The 19583-nt window shown below is 67.6% G+C and carries 17 protein-coding genes; 10 read left to right on the top strand and 7 right to left on the bottom strand.

Annotated features, from left to right (window positions below; translation table 11 throughout):
* Window positions 1-63: 63 nt before the first annotated feature.
* From ACM9HJ_RS20955 to ACM9HJ_RS20965, 3 genes are read left to right on the top strand one after another with little or no spacing between them, the layout of a single operon-like run.
* A complete protein-coding gene (locus ACM9HJ_RS20955; protein ID WP_416573703.1) occupies window positions 64-1242 on the top strand; it encodes a bifunctional 2-C-methyl-D-erythritol 4-phosphate cytidylyltransferase/2-C-methyl-D-erythritol 2,4-cyclodiphosphate synthase in 1179 nt (392 codons plus the stop codon).
* 6 nt (window positions 1243-1248) lie between these two features.
* Window positions 1249-1737 (top strand): CinA family protein, encoded by a 489-nt coding sequence (locus ACM9HJ_RS20960; RefSeq protein ID WP_416573704.1) that lies wholly within the window; start codon window positions 1249-1251, stop codon window positions 1735-1737.
* Complete coding sequence (locus tag ACM9HJ_RS20965) at window positions 1734-2477, top strand: nucleotidyltransferase domain-containing protein (protein ID WP_416573705.1); 744 nt, start codon at window positions 1734-1736, stop codon at window positions 2475-2477. Before ACM9HJ_RS20960 ends, ACM9HJ_RS20965 begins: the two co-directional genes overlap by 4 nt.
* Here ACM9HJ_RS20965 and ACM9HJ_RS20970 read toward each other — a convergent pair.
* The 7 genes from ACM9HJ_RS20970 to argS all read right to left on the bottom strand — a co-directional run bounded on the left by ACM9HJ_RS20970 (window position 2474) and on the right by argS (window position 9502).
* A complete protein-coding gene (locus tag ACM9HJ_RS20970) occupies window positions 2474-3295 on the bottom strand; it encodes a hypothetical protein (protein WP_416573706.1) in 822 nt (273 codons plus the stop codon). The genes ACM9HJ_RS20965 and ACM9HJ_RS20970 overlap by 4 nt on opposite strands.
* A gap of 69 nt (window positions 3296-3364) precedes the next feature.
* Window positions 3365-3937 carry an SMC-Scp complex subunit ScpB gene (gene scpB, locus ACM9HJ_RS20975; RefSeq protein ID WP_416573707.1) on the bottom strand — a complete coding sequence of 191 codons (573 nt, stop codon included), beginning with the start codon at window positions 3935-3937 and terminating at the stop codon, window positions 3365-3367.
* On the bottom strand, window positions 3934-4728 hold the full coding sequence (locus ACM9HJ_RS20980; protein ID WP_416573708.1) for a segregation and condensation protein A: 795 nt from the start codon (window positions 4726-4728) through the stop codon (window positions 3934-3936). The genes scpB and ACM9HJ_RS20980 overlap by 4 nt, the downstream gene beginning before the upstream one ends.
* Window positions 4725-5408, bottom strand: a complete 684-nt coding sequence (locus ACM9HJ_RS20985) for a site-2 protease family protein (RefSeq protein ID WP_416573709.1) — start codon at window positions 5406-5408, stop codon at window positions 4725-4727. The genes ACM9HJ_RS20980 and ACM9HJ_RS20985 overlap by 4 nt, the downstream gene beginning before the upstream one ends.
* Before the next feature lie 4 nt (window positions 5409-5412).
* Entirely contained in the window at window positions 5413-6420 is a 1008-nt protein-coding gene (gene nagZ / locus ACM9HJ_RS20990; protein ID WP_416573710.1) for a beta-N-acetylhexosaminidase, read from the bottom strand.
* Window positions 6410-7744: an SPOR domain-containing protein gene (locus ACM9HJ_RS20995; protein ID WP_416573711.1), complete on the bottom strand. Its 1335-nt coding sequence runs from the start codon at window positions 7742-7744 to the stop codon at window positions 6410-6412. The genes nagZ and ACM9HJ_RS20995 overlap by 11 nt, the downstream gene beginning before the upstream one ends.
* 12 nt (window positions 7745-7756) lie before the next feature.
* The gene (gene argS, locus ACM9HJ_RS21000) at window positions 7757-9502 is read right to left on the bottom strand and encodes an arginine--tRNA ligase (protein ID WP_416573712.1); all 1746 of its coding nucleotides are present in this window, start codon (window positions 9500-9502) and stop codon (window positions 7757-7759) included.
* A gap of 266 nt (window positions 9503-9768) precedes the next feature.
* On the opposite strand from argS, the gene ACM9HJ_RS21005 reads away from it, so the two are divergent.
* The 7 genes from ACM9HJ_RS21005 (at window position 9769) to ACM9HJ_RS21035 (ending at window position 19440) form a co-directional block, all read left to right on the top strand.
* Entirely contained in the window at window positions 9769-13089 is a 3321-nt protein-coding gene (locus ACM9HJ_RS21005) for a DUF2126 domain-containing protein (RefSeq protein WP_416573713.1), read from the top strand.
* Complete coding sequence (locus tag ACM9HJ_RS21010; RefSeq protein ID WP_416573714.1) at window positions 13082-15586, top strand: circularly permuted type 2 ATP-grasp protein; 2505 nt, start codon at window positions 13082-13084, stop codon at window positions 15584-15586. Before ACM9HJ_RS21005 ends, ACM9HJ_RS21010 begins: the two co-directional genes overlap by 8 nt.
* Window positions 15564-16529, top strand: a complete 966-nt coding sequence (locus ACM9HJ_RS21015; protein ID WP_416573715.1) for a transglutaminase family protein — start codon at window positions 15564-15566, stop codon at window positions 16527-16529. The genes ACM9HJ_RS21010 and ACM9HJ_RS21015 overlap by 23 nt, the downstream gene beginning before the upstream one ends.
* 38 nt (window positions 16530-16567) lie before the next feature.
* On the top strand, window positions 16568-16996 hold the full coding sequence (locus ACM9HJ_RS21020) for a hypothetical protein (RefSeq protein WP_416573716.1): 429 nt from the start codon (window positions 16568-16570) through the stop codon (window positions 16994-16996).
* Window positions 16997-17066: 70 nt separating this feature from the next.
* On the top strand, window positions 17067-18605 hold the full coding sequence (locus tag ACM9HJ_RS21025) for a helicase HerA domain-containing protein (RefSeq protein ID WP_416573717.1): 1539 nt from the start codon (window positions 17067-17069) through the stop codon (window positions 18603-18605).
* Between the two features lie 219 nt (window positions 18606-18824).
* On the top strand, window positions 18825-19031 hold the full coding sequence (locus tag ACM9HJ_RS21030; protein ID WP_416573718.1) for a cold-shock protein: 207 nt from the start codon (window positions 18825-18827) through the stop codon (window positions 19029-19031).
* Window positions 19032-19173: 142 nt separating this feature from the next.
* Window positions 19174-19440: a hypothetical protein gene (locus ACM9HJ_RS21035; protein ID WP_416573719.1), complete on the top strand. Its 267-nt coding sequence runs from the start codon at window positions 19174-19176 to the stop codon at window positions 19438-19440.
* Window positions 19441-19583: the final 143 nt, after the last annotated feature.

The following is a 19583-nucleotide window of genomic DNA, read 5'->3' on the forward strand; positions in this document are numbered from 1 at the left end:
CGGCCGCCCTTCCGCGCTAGGGTCGCCGCCTGTCACCGACGCCCCTCTAGAGATTGCGTGCCCATGCCCACCTGCACCGCCCTGATCGTCGCCGCCGGCCGTGGCCTGCGCTTCGGTGGCGACATGCCCAAGCAGTATCTGCACCTGGCCGGACAGCCGATCCTGCGCCGCACGGTGGAGGCGTTCCTGCGCCATCCGCAGATCACCACGGTGCGCATCGTCATCGATCCTTCCTTCAGCGACCTTTATGATAAGGCGGTGGAGGGGCTGGACCTGCCGCCGCCCATCGCCGGCGGGCCGACGCGCCAGGACAGTGTGCTGAACGGGCTGGAAGCCATGGCCGGCCATGCGCCCGATCTGGTGCTGATCCATGACGCGGCGCGACCGCTGGTCGATGCGACAGCGATCAGCGATGTGATCGCGGCGCTGGAGACGGGCCCGGCCGCCATCGCGGCCACGCCGCTGGCCGATACGCTGAAGCGCGGTACGGTGGCGGGCGGTGGCACCATCGCCAGCGCCGGAACCGTGGACCGCACGGCGCTGTGGCGGGCGCTGACGCCGCAGGGCTTCCGCTTTGCCGAGATATTGCCGGCCCATCGCCGCGCGGCGGGCCTGAACCTGACCGATGACGCCGCCGTGGCGGAGGAAGCAGGGCTTCCCGTTACGCTTGTCCCTTCCGACCAGGATAATCTGAAAGTGACCAACCAGGACGATCTGGCCCGCGCGGAAAAGCTGTTCCTGGCCCGGCTGGGCGATATCCGCCTGGGTACGGGGTACGACGTGCACAAGTTCGCACCCGGCGATCAGGTCTGGCTGTGCGGCATCTCCGTGCCACATGATGCGGGCCTTGAGGGCCATTCGGATGCCGATGTGGCGCTGCATGCCCTGACCGATGCCATCCTGGGTGCCATCGGGGCCGGCGATATCGGCCTGCATTTCCCCCCCAGCGATCCGCAATGGAAGGGGGCGAACAGCGCCCAGTTCCTGAATCATGCCGCCGATCTGGTGGCGGCGAAGGGCGGGGTGATCGCGCATGTGGATATCACCATCATCTGCGAACGGCCCAAGGTGGGGCCGCACCGCGAGGCAATGGTGGCGCGGGTGGCCGACATCCTGGGCCTGTCGCCCACACGGGTATCGGTGAAGGCGACGACGACGGAGGGGTTGGGCTTCGCCGGAAGGCGGGAGGGCATCGCCGCCCAGGCCGCCGCCACCGTGCGCCTGCCCCTGGTGCTGGAGTAAGTGGGGATGTTCCCGGCCGACCTGATCCGTCTGGCGGAGGAAATCCGCGATGCGTACGCCGCGCGCGGCCTGTGGCTGGCCACGGCCGAAAGCTGCACGGGCGGGCTGATCGCGGGGTCCCTGACGGCCGTGTCGGGATCGTCCGCCATCGTCGACCGGGGTTTCGTGACCTACACCAATGACGCCAAGACTGAGATGCTGGGCGTGCCGGCCGGGCTGATCGCGGAGTTGGGGGCCGTCAGCGGGCCGGTGGCCGAGGCCATGGCGCAAGGCGCGGTGGCGCATAGCCGGGCGGATGTCGGCGTGGCGGTGACGGGCATCGCCGGGCCGACGGGTGGCAGTGAGGCCAAGCCGGTGGGGCTAGTGTTCATCGCGCGGGCGCGCAAGGGCGGGGAAACGGTTGTGGAACGCCATGTCTTCCCCGGCAACCGCGATGCGGTGCGGCTGGCCACGGTGCGGCGGGCACTGGAATTGCTGCGGGATGGCGTGGCATGAGCGCCATCACCCCCACCATCGATCTGGCCGACATCATCCTGCGCGAATGGACGGACCAGCCCGACATCATCGCGGCCTTCCTGGCCGGATCGGTGGCCAAGGGCAATGCCGGGCCGGGATCGGACATCGATGCCGTGCTGATCCACCACCATCTGCCGGGTGCGGTGCGTGAGACGCATGATCGCCACGGCGTGACCGTGGAACTGTTCCTGCACGATCCGGACACGCTGGCCTATTTCTGGGAGGCCGACCGCAAACTGGGCAAACCGTCGCTGGCCCGCATGGTGGCCAACGGCCTGCCCATCGCCGGCGACCCGGCCCTGATCGAGGAATTGAAGCGCCAGGCGCAGGCCGTGCTGGATGGCGGACCGCCGGCACTGTCGGAGGAGGAGTTGCGCACGCGGCGCTATTCCATCTCCGACCTAGCCGCCGATCTGGCGCAGCCGCGCAGCGGGTCGGAACAGCTGGCCATCGGCGCGCGGCTTTATATCGAGCTGGCGGATTTCACCGTGCGCGCCGCCGGCGCCTGGACGGGCACCGGCAAGGGGCTGGCCAAGGCGCTGCTGCGCCTGGACCCGATGCTGGCCAGCGCCTATGAGCACGCGTTCGGGGAACTGTTCGCCGACAAGGACCCGGCGGAGGTGCTGGCCCTGGTCGAGCTGTGCCTGGAACCCTATGGTGGGCGGTTCATGGCCGGCGACCGCCGCCCGGCGCCAGAGGATTGGCGGCTGGGGGATTAGGAGCCCGGCGAAGTGCAATACTCCGCCAGGGTATAGGCGGCATGGACCTGGTACTTGGCCCCCGGCTTCATTACGAACTCGCTGGCGCCGTAGCGCGTGAAGCCACCATCCTTGCTCGGTTTCCAGTCGAACGTATAGCCAAGCCGCGTCCAGGGTGCCCCGCCCTCCTTCAGGTTCAGGCGCATGTTGGAGGCGAACCAGTCCCAGTAGGATTGTTGTTCCGCGCATGCCGCATCACCGGCATTGCAGGTGGGGCGGGTGGCGGTGCCGGGGACGAAAGGGGGGCCCCATTGGTCGGCCGTGTCCAGGGTGCAGGTGGCGGCATTGATGTCGGTGACGGGACAGGGGCGGACCAGATTGGACGGTTCGATCCACAGTTCCACCACCTGGGCATAGGGCGTGGCCGGGTTCAGGCCCAGCCATTGCACGACGCGATTGGTCTTGGCATCCCCGTCGCCTGGGGCGGCGGCACAGAACTCTTTCAGCTGCGGCACCGCCGTCACCCAGATCTGGCCCCAGCCGCTGGGGCCGCCATCGGGCTTGCCATGGTAATATTTCTCGTACGAATAGGTGGACATGGTGGAAGCCACCAGCACCTGCCGCCCGTTCGGGCCGTCGCGCCAAGTGAGTGCCGGATTGTCAGGCGCGATGCGCAGCAGGCCGGGGCCGATGGTCGAGGATTTGGGGATCGCCGCCTCATACAGCGAGGCGGCGTAAAGCTGCGCCGGGGTCTGGGCGGGTGCCGGCGGTTTGCCGCCCGTGGTGGCACAGGCGGTCAAGACCAGGGAGATGATCGAAAGCGACGCCCAGCCACGCATAGTTCATTCTCCCGTTACGCGAGTTAACAGAAGGTAGTATTTTCTTTTTAAAGTAGCAATAGCCACATGCTAATCGCTCGCCGGCTCCAGCCCCGGCAGGGGCGTGGATTTGTCGAGCAGGCCGGCGGCGCGCAGGTCGTCGACACCGGGCAGGTCGCGCAATGTTTCCAGACCGAAATGATCCAGGAAATGTGGAGTGGTGATCCAGGTCAGGGGGCGACCCGGCGTTTCGCGGCGTCGGCCAGGGCGTATCCAGCCGGTCTCCATCAGGATGTCCAAGGTGCCCTTGGAGGTGGCGACGCCACGGATCGCCTCGATCTCCGCCCGGGTCACGGGCTGGTGATAGGCGACGATGGCCAGGGTCTCCACGGCGGCGCGCGACAGTTTGGCCGTCACCTCCACCTCTGTCCGCAGCTGGTCGCCCAGGTCGGGGGCGGTGCGGAAGGCCCATCGGCCGCCGGACGGGACAAGGTTCACGCCGCGATAGCGGTACAGGTTCTCCAGTTGCAGAAGAAGCGGACGCACGGGCGTGGGGCCGATGCGGGACTGCAGCGCGTCCTCGGTCACCGGTTCGGCAGACGCGAACAGTATGGCCTCCAGCAGGCGCACAAGCTGGGTATCGGCGTTGAAAAGGTCGCTCATATCCCCTCCCCCTCCCTCTCCCGGCGGGCGCGCAGCTGGATGGGGGCATAGGGCCCATCCTGGCGCAGTTCCAGCTTGCCAGCCTTGGCCAGTTCCAGCAGGGCCACGAAATTGCTGGCCAGCACCGACCGCGCCTTCACCCCCTCCCCGCGCCAGCCGGCAGGCAGCAGGGTGGAGAGATAGGACCAGTCGGGAATACGACCCAGCATGGCCTCCAGCCGGGCCACGGCCTGTTCGATCGAATATAGTTCCGTTACCGGAATGGTGAAGGGCGCCTGCCGCGACTGCCGGCCGGAAATGTCGCCATAGGCCTTCAGCAGATCATAGAGCGAGAGGTCGTGGCGATGCTTGGCGAAGATGGGCAAATCTTCGGGCTCCCCGCGCGCGAACCGGTCGCGGCCCAGGCGCGGCTGGGCCAGCAGGCGGGCGGCCGCCCCCTGCATCGCCTCCAGCCGTTGCAGGCGCAGGGTCAAGGCTGCGGCCAGCATTTCGGCGGATGGTTCGTCGGGCTGCGGATCGGGCAGCAGCAGGCGGGATTTCAGATAGGCCAGCCAGGCGGCCATCACCAGATAATCGGCCGCCAGTTCCAGGCGCAGACGCCGCACCTCTGCCACGAAGGATAGGAACTGTTCGGCCAGTTGCAGGATGGAGATGCGTGTCAGGTCGACCTTCTGGTCGCGCGCCAGGGTCAGCAGCAGGTCGATGGGGCCTTCGAACCCATCGATATCCAGCAGCAGCGCTTCGCCAGTGGCGTCATCGGCGGGTGGCGTGGGGTCGAACCCGTCACTCACAGCCCGGCCAAGGTGACGATGTTGGACACCACCCATTCGGTGGCGGGACCCAGCACCATGTAGAGAGGGTTGAAATTATAGCCGGCATGGCTGGCCGCGAACGGGATCAAGAAGACCAGCAGCATCATGATGCCGATCCCATAGGGTTCCAGCCGGGCCACGGCATGGGCCGGACGGTTCGGCAGGATGCCGACCAGCACCCGACCGCCATCCAGCGGCGGCAGCGGGATCAGGTTGAACAGGGCCAGCAGCACGTTGAACTGCAAGGAGACGACCAGATTATTGACCAGCCAGTCGGACATGAATTCCGGCGCCAGCGGGGCGACATGCAGCAGCAGGGCCGAAATGAAGGCCAGAACGAAATTGACGCCTGGACCGGCGGCGGCCACCCAGATCATGTCACGCTTGGGATTGCGCAGATTGCGGAAATCCACGGGCACGGGCTTGGCCCAGCCGAACATGAAACCGGTGAAGATGAACATGGTCATGGGCAGCAGCACCGTGCCCACCGGATCGACATGGCGCAGCGGGTTCAGGCTGAGCCTTCCCAGCATCTGCGCCGTGCGGTCGCCGAATTTCAGCGCCGCCCAACCGTGCGCCACCTCATGCAGGGTGATGGCGAACAGGGCCGGCAGGGCCATGATCGACAGCTTGAACAGGATTTCCTGAAAATCGGGCATTCTCTCACCCCGCCAGCAGCCGATCGAACTCGGCCCGCAAGGCATTGATATCGGTTGGCGGGGCGGCTGCCACAAGAGCCGACGCGGTCGTCCACCGGCGCATGGCGGCATCGTCCAGGGCACGGGCATTGGCCGCAACGTCCAGCATCTCCACCATCTGGCCGTTGCAATGCAGGGCCACGTCGCAGCCGGCGGCCAACACGGCCGCGGTACGCTGCCCCAGCGTGCCGGACAAAGCCTGCATCGACAGATCGTCGGAGAACAGCAGACCGTCAAAGCCGATATGGCCACGGATGATGTCGGCGATCACGGTCGACGAGACGCTGGCCGGCAATGCCGGGTCGATGTCGGTGAACACGACATGGGCCACCATGGCGGCGGGCAGGCCCGCCAGTTCCTTGAAGGGGGCGAAATCCCAGGCTTCCAGTTCCGCCCGCTTCGTGTGGACGACGGGCAGTTCCTTGTGGCTGTCGGCAAACGCCCTTCCATGGCCGGGCACATGCTTGACAACGGGCAGCACCCCGCCCGCCAGCAGGCCGGCGGCCTGGGCGCCGGCCAGACGAGCGACGCGGGACGGGTCCATGGCGAAAGCCCGGTCGCCGATCACATCATGCGCGCCGGGCACCGGCACGTCGGCCACGGGCGCGCAATCCACGTCGATGCCCAGGTCGGCCAGCATCGCGGCCAGCAGGCGGCCATGCAGCCAGGCGGCCTGACCCGCCGCATCCAGATCGGCAATGTCGCCGACGGCACGGGCCGGCGGCAGTTCCGGCCAGTGCGGGCCGCGCAGCCGGGCCACGCGCCCGCCCTCCTGGTCGATCAGGATGGGGGCGTGGCGGCCGACGCTGGCCCGCAGGTCGGCCACCAGGGCGCGGACCTGATCGGGGCTGTCGACATTGCGGCGGAACAGGATGAAGCCCAGCGGGTTGGCGTCGCGGAAGAAATCCCGCTCCGCCGCCGACAGGACGGTGCCTTCACAGCCCAGGACAAGGGCGGCGATGTCAGCGGACAATGCTGCACCCCGCACCCTGCGCCGCCATGGTGGCACAGATCTGCTTGGCCCGCGCCTCGTCCACCGGGCCACCCTGGATACGGTAGAAGATGCCCTTGGGCAGTTCCGCGCGCACGGTGCGCATGGAAAGGCCCCCCAGTTCCCCCGCGAACTTACGCTGCAGGCGCTGCCATTCGGCCGCCGCCTTGCCCTCGCTATCCACGGCGGCCACCTGCACGCGCACGGCGGCACCGCCGGTGGCGGGCTTGGGCGGAGCGGTGACAGCGGCGGCGGGGGCCGGGGTCGGCGTGGCGGGCTTCGGCGCCAAAGCGGCCGGCGGCGGTGCCACCAGCGCCTGGGTCACCGGCTTCTGCGCCGCCGGGGCCGACTGCTGGTGCTGCGGCAGAAGCTGCTGCGGCTGCTGGGCCGGCGGGGTCGTGGTGCGGGCCGGCTGCTGCTGCGGGGCCACGGGGGGGGCGTAGCTGGGTGCCGGCTGCGGGGCGGGCTGCTGATAGGCGGGTTCGGCCGGCGCCTCACGCATCGCGGAGACCTGGCCTTCGCCCTCCTCCGCCATCGGCATATCCTCTGCCGGTTCCACCGTTTCGGCGCGCGGGCGTTCCATCGGTGTCTCGGGCGGGGGCAGCAGGCGTTCAACCTCACCCGGCGGGGTATTGCCGCTGGGGTTCAGCCGGTCATAGACCAGCTTGTCCTGATGCGGCACTTCCAGCCCGCCCGGCTGATCCGGACGGATCTTGGTGGGGCTGGTATCGGCGCGCAGGATGGGCGCCACGCTTTCCGTGCCGGCGCGCATGCCCTGGTTATAGGCGTAGAAGATGATGCCGCCGAACACCACGACTGCACCGGCGATGATGCCGATATTCAGCAGGTTGCGGCGGCGCGGCGGTGGGGCCTGGTAATAGCCCTGATGCTGCTGCTCGTAATCCTGGTAATAGGCGTCCTGGGCCTGCTGGGCCGCATGTCCCTGCTGATAGCCGTAATGCGGATCATAGCCGTCCTGGGAAGGCGCCTGGGCGCGATAGCCGGCGGCGGCGGGATCGAGATGGGGTTCCGGGTCCGGCACCGGCGACTGGGCCTGCGGCGGCGGGGCGGCATGACGCTGCGGCTGCACATAATCATCCATCGGGTGCCTTTCAGCCGAGGGATGCTGGTCCAGATGCGGGGCTTGCGCGTACGGGTCCTGCGGGGCCGGTGCCTGTGGCGGCTGATAGCCGGCGCGCGGGCTGAAGCTGGGATCGGCGCGGAAATCGGCGCGCGGCGGCTGGCGACCCGCCGGGGGCGGCGGGTTCTGCGGGCCGTTATCGTCCTCGTCGTCGTAATAGGTCATGGGACCATCACCTCAACGCATTTCCTTGACGGGCTCCACGCCCAGAATGTCCAGGCCGCAGGCGATGACCTGGGCCACGGATGTCACCAGCGCCAGACGCGCGCGGGTCAGTTCGGCGTCCCCTTCGATCAGGAAGCGCATGGACGCGTCGTCCTTGCCCTTGTTCCACAACCCGTGGAAGGAGGAGGCCAGATCGTAGAGATAGAAGGCGACGCGGTGCGGCTCATGCGCGTCGGCAGCGGCTTCCACCATGCGGGGGAAGGACAGCATCTGCTTGACGATGGCCACTTCCTCATCCGAAGACAGCCGCAGCAGATTGGCCCCGGCCAGCGACGGGGCAGCCAGGTCGGCCCCGGCATCGGCCGCATGGCGCAGCACGGAATGGCAGCGGGCATGTGCGTACTGCACGTAGAAGACGGGGTTTTCCTTGGATTGCTCCGTGACCTTGGTCACGTCGAAATCCAGGGACTGGTCGTTGCGCCGCGTCAGCATGATGAAGCGGACGACACCGGCCCCCACCTCATCCACGATGTCGCGCAGCGTCACGAAACGGCCGGCGCGCTTGGACATCTTCACCGGCTGGCCGTCATCCATCAGGTTGACCAGCTGGCAGATCTTGACGTCAAGCGCGCCCTTGCCGCCGGTGATGGCGGTGACGGCGGCCTGCATGCGCTTCACATAGCCGCCATGGTCGGCGCCAAGCACGTCGATCAGGTCGCCGCCGCCCCGGCGGAACTTGTCATAGTGATAGGCGATGTCGTTGGCGAAATAGGTGTAGGAACCGTCCGACTTCTTCAGCGGGCGGTCGACATCGTCGCCGAACTGGCTGGCGCGGAACAGGGTCTGGGGCCGCGGCTCCCAATCATCGGGCTTCTTGCCCTTCGGCGGCTCCAGCACGCCGGTATAGATCAGGCCCTGATCCTCCAGCGTCTTCAGCGCCAGATCGACGGCACCGGCATCGACGATGGCACGTTCGGACGAGAAGACATCATGCTTCACGCCCATCTGCGCCAGATCCTCCTTGATGCGGATCATCATCTGCGCGACAGCGAATTCGCGGAACAGCGGCAGCCATTCCGCCTCATCCGCCTTCAAATACTTGTCGCCGTGCAATTCCTTCAGCGCCTGGCCGACCGGAACCAGATAGTCGCCCGGATAGAGGCCGGCGGGGATCTCGATCGTCTCCCCGAACGCCTCGCGGTAGCGCAGATGGGCGGAGCGGGCCAGGACATCGACCTGGGCACCGGCATCGTTGATGTAATATTCCTGAGTGACGTCAAAGCCGGCCTTGATCAGCAGCCGGGCCAGCGCGTCGCCGACGACGGCGCCGCGCGTGTGGCCGACATGCATGGGGCCGGTGGGGTTGGCCGAGACATATTCGACATTGATCGGGCGGCCGGCGCCCAGGGTGCTGGCACCGAACCCGGCCCCTTCATTCAGCACGTCGGCCAGACGCGACAGCCACAGGCCGGTATCGATGCGCAGATTGACGAAACCAGGGCCGGCGACCGAGGCGTCGGTGACATTGGCCCCGCCCTTCAGCCGGGCGACCAGGGCATCGGCGATGACGCGTGGCGGCTTGCCCGCCGGCTTGGCCAGGATCATCGCGGCATTGGTGGACACGTCGCCATGGCTGGGATCACGCGGCGGCTCGACCGTGATTCGGGAGAAGTCCAGCCCGGACGGCAGGTCGCCAGCGCCGACCAGCTGGTGCAGCGCATCATGGATCGTGGCTTCGAAGTCTTTGAAAACGTTCATTTTTCCAAACTTGATCGATTATATCCGGGCGTGACGCAACCGTCACGGAATCGCAATGATCCGCGAAGGTATCCGGCACCCTACACCGAACCCCCGCCAGCGCACAGCATGCAGAAATGAAGGGCGGGAATGTGGCGGCCGGGAAGCCGCAGCTTCCTTGGGCCTTCGAACAATTGCTGCAACGCAGCTTAACCCGTTCCCCGATTGGTGGTACCGTCATCGCACCGTCATCTGGCGGCCAGGGAAAAGGTGGGGGACAGGGGCGAATGGGTATTCATGTCGCGTTGAACCACAAGACCATCTACCGCTACGACCGGCCCGTGAACCTGGGCCCGCAGATCGTGCGGTTGCGTCCAGCGCCGCATTGCCGCACGCCGATCCTCTCATATTCACTGAAGGTCACGCCGAAGAAGCAGTTCCTGAACTGGCAGCAGGACCCGCAATCCAACTGGCTGGCCCGGTTCGTGTTTCCGGAAAAGACCACGGAATTCACGCTGGAGGTCGATCTGGTAGCCGACATGGCGGCCATCAACCCGTTCGACTTCTTCCTGGAACCGGCGGCGGAAAAGATCCCCTTCACCTATGACCCGCTGCTGGCGAAGGATCTGAAGCCGTTCCTGGAGACCGAACCGGCGGGCCCGGCCCTGTCTTCCTTCCTGGCGGAGATCGACCGGTCCGAGAAGGCGACCGTCGATTTCCTGATGGGGCTGAATTCCAAGCTGCAGCAGGCCATCGGCTATGTCATCCGGCTGGAGCCGGGGGTGCAGAGCTGCGAGGAGACGCTGGAGAAGCGCACCGGGTCGTGCCGCGACAGCGCCTGGCTGATGGTGCAGGCGCTGCGCCATCTGGGCCTGGCGGCGCGGTTCGCGTCGGGATACCTGATCCAGCTGGTCGCCGACCAGAAGCCGCTGGAAGGGCCGGAGGGGCCGACGGCGGATTTCACCGACCTGCACGCCTGGTGCGAGGTGTATCTGCCCGGTGCCGGCTGGATCGGGCTAGATCCGACATCGGGCCTGATGGCCGGCGAGGGCCATATCCCCGTCGCCTGCACGCCCGACCCGTTCAGCGCCGCCCCGGTCACCGGCGGTCTGGATGAGTGCGAGGTGTCGTTCGAACATACGATGTCGGTCACCCGCATCCGGGAACAGCCGCGCACCACCAAGCCTTATTGGCCCGAGCAGTGGGCGGCCATCGACACGCTGGGCAAACAGGTGGATCGCGAGATCGTGGCCGGCGATATCCGTCTGACCATGGGCGGTGAGCCAACCTTCATTTCCATCGACGATATGGAAGGGGCGGAGTGGAACACCGCCGCGCTCGGCCCCACCAAGCGCCTGCTGTCCGGCGACCTGATCCGCCGGCTGCGGCGCCGTTTCGCCCAGGGCGGGCTGCTGCATTTCGGCCAAGGCAAATGGTATCCCGGCGAAAGCCTGCCGCGCTGGGCCTTGCAGCTTTACTGGCGCAAGGATGGCGACGCGCTGTGGACGCATGAGGAATATCAAGCGGACGAAAGCCGGGATTACGGCTTCAAGGCCGACCATGCCGAGCGGTACATCAGGACACTGGCGGAAAAGCTGGGCATACCGGCCGACTATGCCCGCGCCGCGTTCGAGGACCCCTGGCACTACATCCAGAAGGAACGCAAGCTGCCGGTGAATGTCGATCCGTTCGACAGCAAGCTGGAGAATGAGGAAGAGCGTGCCCGGCTGGCCCGGGTGTTCGAGCGCGGGCTGGACCAGCCGATCGGCTTTGCCCTGCCGCTGAACCGCCGGCATGAGGCGACGGGGCCGGTCTGGCTGTCGTCGGCCTGGGCGACGCGGTCGGAAAAGCTGCTGCTGGCACCGGGCGACAGCCCCGTGGGTTATCGCCTGCCGCTGGGGTCCCTGCCCTGGGTGGCGCCGGCGCAGTATCCGTACCATTACGAACAGGACCCGTTCGACCCGCGCACGCCCCTGCCGGCATACGAGGACATTAGCCAGCAGATGTCGGTGAACAAGGGCAATACGGAACCGCGCGAGCTGCGCAACCGCATGGCCGACGTCCGCGAGTCCGTGCCCGACCGGGGCCAGTCGGCCTGGTGGGTGGTGCGTACCGCGCTGTGCGTGGAGCCGCGCAACGGCCGGCTCTATATCTTCATGCCGCCCACATCGTATCTTGAGGATTGGGTGGAACTGATCGCGGCCATCGAGGCGGCGTGCGTGGAAACCGACATGCCCGTGGTGCTGGAGGGTTACGGCCCGCCCAAGGACCCGCGCCTGGACAGCATCGCCGTCACCCCCGATCCCGGCGTGATCGAGGTGAATATCCACCCGGCATCCAGCTGGGACGAGCTGGTGCGCAACACCAACGATCTGTACGAGGATGCGCGGCAGACAAGGTTGGCCACGGAGAAATTCGCGCTGGATGGCCGGCATGTCGGCACCGGCGGCGGCAACCATGTCGTGGTGGGTGGGCCGACCCCGGCCGACAGCCCGTTCCTGCGCCGGCCGGATGTGCTGCGCTCGCTGCTGACCTATTGGCAGAACCACCCTGCCCTGTCGTTCCTATTCTCCGGCACCTTCATCGGCCCGACCAGCCAGCATCCGCGCGTGGACGAGGCGCGCCATGACAGCCTTTACGAGCTGGAGATCGCCTTCAAGGTCCTGGACGATGCCGGGGCCAACTGCCCACCCTGGCTGGTGGACCGCGCGTTGCGCCACCTGCTGGTCGATGTGCAGGGCAACACGCACCGCAGCGAATTCTGCATCGACAAGCTGTTCAGCCCCGACAGTTCCACGGGCCGCCTGGGCCTGGTCGAACTGCGCAGCTTCGAAATGCCGCCGCATGCGCAGATGAGCCTGGTGCAGCAGTTGCTGCTGCGCACGCTGATCGCCTGGTTCTGGAAGCAGCCATACCGGGGCAAGCTGGTGCGCTGGGGCACCAAGCTGCATGAACGCTTCATGCTGTCGCATTTCGTGCAGCAGGATATCCAGGACGTGGTCAACGACCTGCGCGCCGCGGGTTACGCGTTCGATGAGGGCTGGTTCAAGCCCCACATCAATTTCCGATTCCCCACCCTGGGCCATGTCAGCCAGCGCGACTTGACCCTGGAACTGCGTACCGCACTTGAGCCCTGGCACGTGCTGGGCGAGGAGCCGGGCGGCGGCGGCACCGTCCGCTTCGTGGACAGCAGCCTGGAACGCGTGCAGGTGAAACTGTCCGGCGCACTGGACGACCGCTTCATCGTTTCCTGCAACGGACGCAAGGTTCCCCTGCATCCCACGGGCACGCAGGGCGAGTTCGTGGCGGGCGTGCGGTACCGCGCCTGGCAGCCACCTAACTGTTTGCACCCCACGATACCCGTGCATACGCCGCTGATCTTCGATATCGTGGACAGCTGGACGGGACGCTCCATCGGCGGCTGCTCCTACCACGTGGCGCATCCGGGCGGGCGGAACTTCACCACCTTCCCGGTCAATGCCAACGAGGCGGAGGGGCGGCGGCTGGCCAGGTTCTTCCCGTTCGGCCATACGCCGGGACCGATGGCGGCCCCGGTGGAGATTAGAAACCCCGAGTTCCCGCTGACCCTTGACCTACGCCTTGGCTGATAATCCCCGCGGCAGCGCGGGCACATCTGCGGAACCCTGGGACGAGATGGTCACGGGCGACGGGCATGTGCGCGCGCACTGGCAGTCCTTCATCTCGTCCGGTGCCGCCGATAGCGCGTCGATGGAGGAACGCTGGGACGCGGGGCGGCGGCTCCTGTTCCAGAACGGCGTGACCTATCACGCCTATGCCGACCCGCAGGGCGTGGACCGACCCTGGCCGCTGGACCCGATCCCGCTGCTGATGCCGCAGTCGGAATGGCAGATGATCGCCGAGGGGCTGCGCCAGCGGGCCCGCCTGCTGGACCGGGTTCTGGCCGATCTTTACGGGGCCCAGACCCTGATCCGCGACGGCATGCTGCCGCCGGCCCTGGTGCTGGGCGATCCGGGTTTCCTGCGCGCCTGCCATGGCATGGAACTGCCGCCGGGATCGCGCCTGACCCTGGTGGCCACCGACATGGTGCGCGACAGCGACGGCATCTGGCGGGTTTTGGCCAGCCGTACGCAGGCCCCCACGGGCACCGGCTACACGCTGGAAAACCGGGTGGTGATGAGTCAGACGCTGGCCCAGTCCTTCCGCGGCTGCAATGTCGAGCGGCTGTCTCCCTTCTTCGAGCAGCTGCGCCAGACCCTGATCAATCTGGCCCCACGCCGGTCGGGTCCGGATGGCTGCCCGCGGCTGGTGCTGCTGACGCCGGGGCCCCTGAACGAGGCCTATTTCGAGCATGCGTTCCTGGCGCGCCATCTGGGCCTGACGCTGGTGGAAGGGGCGGATCTGACGGTGCGCGATCAGGCCGTATACCTGAAGACCTTGGGCGGGCTGGAACGGATCGACGTCATCCTGCGCCGCGTCGATGATGATTTCTGCGATCCGCTGGAACTGCGCCCCGATAGCGCGCTGGGCGTCGCGGGGCTGGTGGAGGCGGTGCGTGCCGGCAATGTCGCGGTGTGCAACAGCCTGGGCAGCGGATTGACCGACAGCGTCGCCCTGATGCCCTGGATGGGCAGCCTGACCCGCCACATGCTGGGCGAGGCGCCGCTGCTGGCCGATGTGCCCAGCTATTGGGGCGGAGATGCGCGGCAGCGGGCGGAGATGGTGGCGGGGCTGGACCGGCTGGTCTTCCGCCCGGCCTATTCCTCCATGGGGCACCGCACCACCTTCGGCCCGGAGCTGGACGCCGCCGCGCGGGCCGAGCTGACATCCAGCCTGCGCCGCCGGCCGCAGGATTGGGTGGCGCAGGAACCCGTCGTCCCTTCCACGGCACCGGTCTGGCGCGATGGCAAGAAGGTGGCGCGCCCCCTGGTGCTGCGCGCCTTCGCCTGCGCCACGCCGGACGGCGACTGGATGGTGATGCCGGGCGGGCTGGCCCGCATTTCAGCCGATGAGCGGTTCGCATCGGTGACGTTGCAGACCGGTGCAGGGGCCAAGGATGTGTGGATCGTGGGCGCCAGCCTGGGCCAGCCGCAGCGGCGCCGGGGCACGGCCACCGTGATGCCCGATGGCGGCGGCGACAGCGGTCCGCGCGCCGGCGACCTGCCCTCGCGCGCCGCCGACCACCTGTTCTGGGTCGGCCGCTATGCCGAACGCGCCGATGCCGCCGTCCGCACCCTGCGCTCCGCCGCCCGCCGCCTGTCCGACGATGCCCATCCGGGGGCGGAGGAGGAGCTGGTGCCGCTGCTGCGGCTGATGGGGTTCGGCGGCATGATCCCGCTGGAGATAGCGGGCCTGCCGCAGGCCGATGCCGTGCGCGGCATGCGCCAGGCGCTGGAGATCGTGGCCGATCCGGCCAATCCCGGCGGCATGCGCGCCACCATGGAACGGCTGCGCCGGGCCGCCGCCGGCGTGCGCGACCGGCTGCCGGGGGAATTCAGCCGGGTGCTGACCGTGCTGGGCAATGTCGCGGCCAAGCCGATGAAGACCGATCCGGCCGGCATGCATCTGCATCTGGACGAACTGTCGCGCCTGCTGGCCAGCCTGATCGGGCTGGAACTGGACGGCATGTCGCGCGGACCGGCCTGGCGCTTCCTGGTGCTGGGACGGCGGCTGGAACGCGCCATCGGCATTGTCGGCGCCTTCAATGGCAGCGGGCTGGGGCCGGGCACGGCGGGGACGGTGGCGTCGCTGTCCGTCCTGCTGGAACTGGCCGCTGCCGGTGCCGCCTATCGCGACCGCCATCCGGTGGGTATCCGGCGCGAACCGGTGCTGTCGCTGCTGCTGGCCGATGATGATCATCCGCGCTCGCTGGCCTTCCAGATCAAGACCGTGCAGCGCCAGCTGCGCAGCCTGCCGCCCATCGGCGGCGATCTGCTGGAGGTCAGCCCGACCAAGCTGGCCCAGGACCTGCTGGAAACCGCCGCCCATATGGTGACCGATCCGCAGCCCACCCGCGACCCGACGGCGCTGGCCGATCTGACCGACCGGCTGGGCCGGCTGCTGCCCGAAATCTCCAACCTGCTGAGTCAGGCCTATTTCAGCCATGTCTTTGCCCGCACGACGTAATGACGACAGCTTGGGGGACGCGGCGGAAACGCTGCGCGCACCCGTGCGCTATCATTGCCGGCACGTCACCCGGTACAGCTATGGCGACACGGTGACCAGCGCCCACATGCTGGCCCATCTGGCCCCGCGCGCCCATCCGCGCCAGACCAGCCACATGGCCACCCTGTCCATCCTGCCCTGGCCGGGCGTGGTGACGGAGCGGCATGACTGGTTCGGCAATCCCGCCACCTATGCCGCCCTGAACACGCCGCATCGCGAACTGGTGGTGACGGCGGAGATCGAGCTGACGGTGGCACCGCCGCCGCCCTTCGAGCCCACCGCCACGCCCGTCTGGGAAGAGGTGGCGGCCCTGGCCGCGACGCAGGCGGAAACGGCGGAATTCGTGCGCCCGTCGGCGCGGGTGCCACTGGCCGACACGGCACTCACCCTGTTCGGCGCCACCTTCTTCCCGGCCGGGCGGCCGGTGGGCGAAGGGGCGCTGGAACTGACGAAACGCATCCATGCCGATTTCAGCTTCGACCCCACGGCGACGACCGTCAGCACGCCGATTTCGGAAGTGCTGACCAAGCGGCGCGGCGTCTGCCAGGATTTCGCGCATCTGATGATCGGGGCGTTGCGGGCCATGGGCCTGCCGGCACGTTATGTCTCCGGTTACCTGCGCACCCTGCCGCCGCCGGGCAAGGAAAAGCTGAAGGGCGCGGATGCCAGCCATGCCTGGGTGCAGGTCTGGTGCGGGCCGGATGAGGGCTGGATCGACCTGGACCCGACCAACGGGCGCCAGTGCGACACCGACCATCTGACGCTGGCCTGGGGCCGCGACTATGACGATGTCTGCCCCCTGCGCGGCGTCATTCTGGGCGGCGGCAGCCATGGCGTGCTGGTGGCGGTGGATGTGGAGCCGATGGATGACGGAAATGGGCTTGCCAACCCGCAGTTGCTGTAATCTCCTGTAAGGGTCCCGGTCCCGGGGAGGAGACGGTCATGAAAGCGGTGCGGTTTCCCATCCGCCTGACGGCATTGGCCCTTTCCGCCATCATCCTGGCCGCCCCGTCCGGCGCGCAGGCACCGGCCGCCGCCCTGGACATGGCCGGCAAGCTGCTGATGATCTCCAACGACGACGGCACCAGCGAGCAGCGGTTCCAGGCCGATGGTTCCTATGTCATGCGCCCCGTCGGCCGGCTGGCGGTGATGCGGCCGGGCGATGTCCGCAAGGGCAGCTGGCGCATGGTGTCCGGCCATCTGCTGTGCACGCGGCAGACCGAGCCGGCCGCGGCGGAGGAGGGGTGCCTCAACCTAGCCGGGCGACGCCTTGGCGAAAGCTGGAGCTTCCTGGCCGTGCGGGGCGGCATGACCCAGATGCTCATCCTGCCGATGGGGGAGGAGAGCAAGCCGGCGGGTGCCGGCTCCTGATGCCGGGTTCCCTCCCCGCCCCACCTGCGCTATAGAGCCGTTCCACTTCGTTCAGCAGGATCGGTTCGGGATGCAGGTCGGCATCGACATGGGTTTGACGGCGGAAGGTCGCGCCGCCACGATGGACCTGGAGGAACTGCTGGCCACCCGCCTGCTGGTGCAGGGCAATTCCGGGTCGGGCAAGTCGCACCTGCTGCGCCGCCTGCTGGAACAGTCCGCCCCCTGGGTGCAGCAATGCGTCATCGATCCGGAGGGGGATTTCGTCACCCTGGCCGACAAGTTCGGCCATGTCGTCGTCGATGCCGCCCAGCATACTGAACAGAGCCTGCAGAAAGTGGCCGCCCGCGTGCGCCAGCACCGCGTCTCCGTCGTGCTGAGCCTGGAAGGGGCGGATATCGAGGGGCAGATGCGTTTGGCCGCCGCCTTCCTGGGGGGGCTGTTCGATGCCGAGCGCGACCATTGGTATCCGATGCTGGTGGTGGTGGATGAGGCGCAGCTGTTCGCGCCAGCCGCCGCCGGTGAAGTGTCGGACGAGGCGCGCAAGGCCAGCCTGGGTGCCATGACCAACCTGATGTGCCGTGGGCGCAAGCGCGGGCTGGCCGGCATCATCGCCACCCAGCGCCTGGCCAAGCTGGCCAAGAATGTTGCCGCCGAGGCCAGCAATTTCCTGATGGGCCGCACCTTTCTCGACATCGACATGGCCCGCGCGTCCGACCTTCTGGGCATGGAGCGGCGGCAGGCGGAGATGTTCCGTGATTTGCAGCGCGGGCATTTCGTGGCCCTGGGCCCGGCCGTATCGCGCCGGCCGCTGCCCATCAAGGTGGGGGCGGTGGAGACGGTGGGACGTGGCGGCAGCCCGAAGCTGATGCCCCTGCCCGATCAGGCGCCGGTCGATGCCCGTGACTTGATCCTGACGCCATCGGCCGATGAGTTGTCCGCACCGGTGCCCCTGCGCCGTGCCCCGCCCCCGCCGCCGGCCGACATCAATGCCGCCTTGCGGCTGGCCGGGCAGCGGCAGGCGGAAATGGCGGCCACCGCCGCGCTGAACCCCGAACCGTCGCTGTTCGAGGCGGCGGAGAATGACGAGAAGCTGGACGAGGTGCTGCGTCAGGTCCTGTCCGATCCGGACGCGGCCTTCCGCACCGATGCAGTGCTGTATCAGGATTTCCTGGTCCGCTGCCGCATCCACCGGCTGCGCGGGGAAACGCTGGACATGCCGGCCTTCCGCCGCCGCCTGTCGGTGATCCGCGCCGGGGTGGATGCGGAAGGGGCCGACGATCCCGCCTGGACGGAGGCCGAAAAGGCCGCCAAGACCCTGCCGGAGGATATGCAGGGCGTGTTCCTGCTGCTGGCCCGTGCCGCCCTGTCCAAATCCCCCTGCCCGTCGGATGCCGAAGTGGCGCGGGCCTGCGGCAGCCGATCGCCCGGCCGGGCGCGCCGTCTTCTGTCCTATATGGAACAGCGGGGCGTGATCGTGCAGCGGACGCTGATCGGCGGCCTGCGGTCCATCGGCCTGCCGCATCTGGGCCAGGAAACGGCGGCGGGTGATCCCAATGCGCCCGACCCGCTGGAGAATGCCGAGGGTGACCTGCTGGCGGGGGCGGGTTAAGACCAATGCCCAATGAGTTCTACTCATTGAGCATTGGTACGGCGGCGACTGCCGCCGCGCCGCACATGCGGCGTAGCCAAGGCGCCGGATGGCGCCGCAAGCGACTCAGGCCCAGTGATCGATTTCGATCACTGGGAACAGGTGTAAGGTCCCTTGCATTCACAAACGCGAACGACCATGTTCGCGGCCAGCATCACGACCTTATGGGGGAGAAGACCCATGCCCACCGGCACCGTCAAATGGTTCAACAGCGCCAAGGGCTTTGGCTTCATCACGCCCGAGGATGGCGGTGAGGACGTGTTCGTCCATATCTCCGCGGTCCAGCATATCGGTATGGCCACCCTGAAAGAGGGGCAGTGGCTGCAATATGACGTCGAGATCAACCGCAAGACCCGCAAGCCGCAGGCCATGAACCTGCGCAATTGAGCGGTTGTGCCGGCCGATCGGGCCGGGCAAGCTGGTCTGTAGTGACAAGCAATAGGTTGCGCCGCCGCCATTCGATGGTATGAAGCGGCCAGTTGCGGGGTATTGCACCCCGAAATCCCAAGTCATTTTAAGGAACGGACCCATGTCCACACTTCACAAGCAGGCGATGGAAGCCGTCCTGAAGGCAGCCGAGATGGATATTCTCGGCACGCTGGAAGAGCAGAACATCAAGGACCGGTACAGCGAGGAAGGCGACCAGATGGCGCTGGACGTCGCCATCCTGCACGGCTACCGCGTCTTCATGCGCATCTGTGAGGCCAACGGCCTGCAGGCCGATGCCGAGCTGTTCGCGGAAATGGCCGGCGAACTGGCCGACGACATCGCCCAGGATGGCGGCGAGACGGAGTGAGGAACGGTAGACGCTTCCCCTGCATCCACCGTCATTCCCACGCAAGTGGGAATCCAGCGTCAGGCGCGGTCAGCGCCGATATGACTCATATCGCGGCAGACGCCGCTCTTGCTGGATCCCCGCTTTCGCGAAGATGACGGTTG

The organism is Niveispirillum sp. KHB5.9 (assembly GCF_048066115.1).
In the GTDB taxonomy this organism is placed as follows: Bacteria; Pseudomonadota; Alphaproteobacteria; order Azospirillales; family Azospirillaceae; genus Niveispirillum.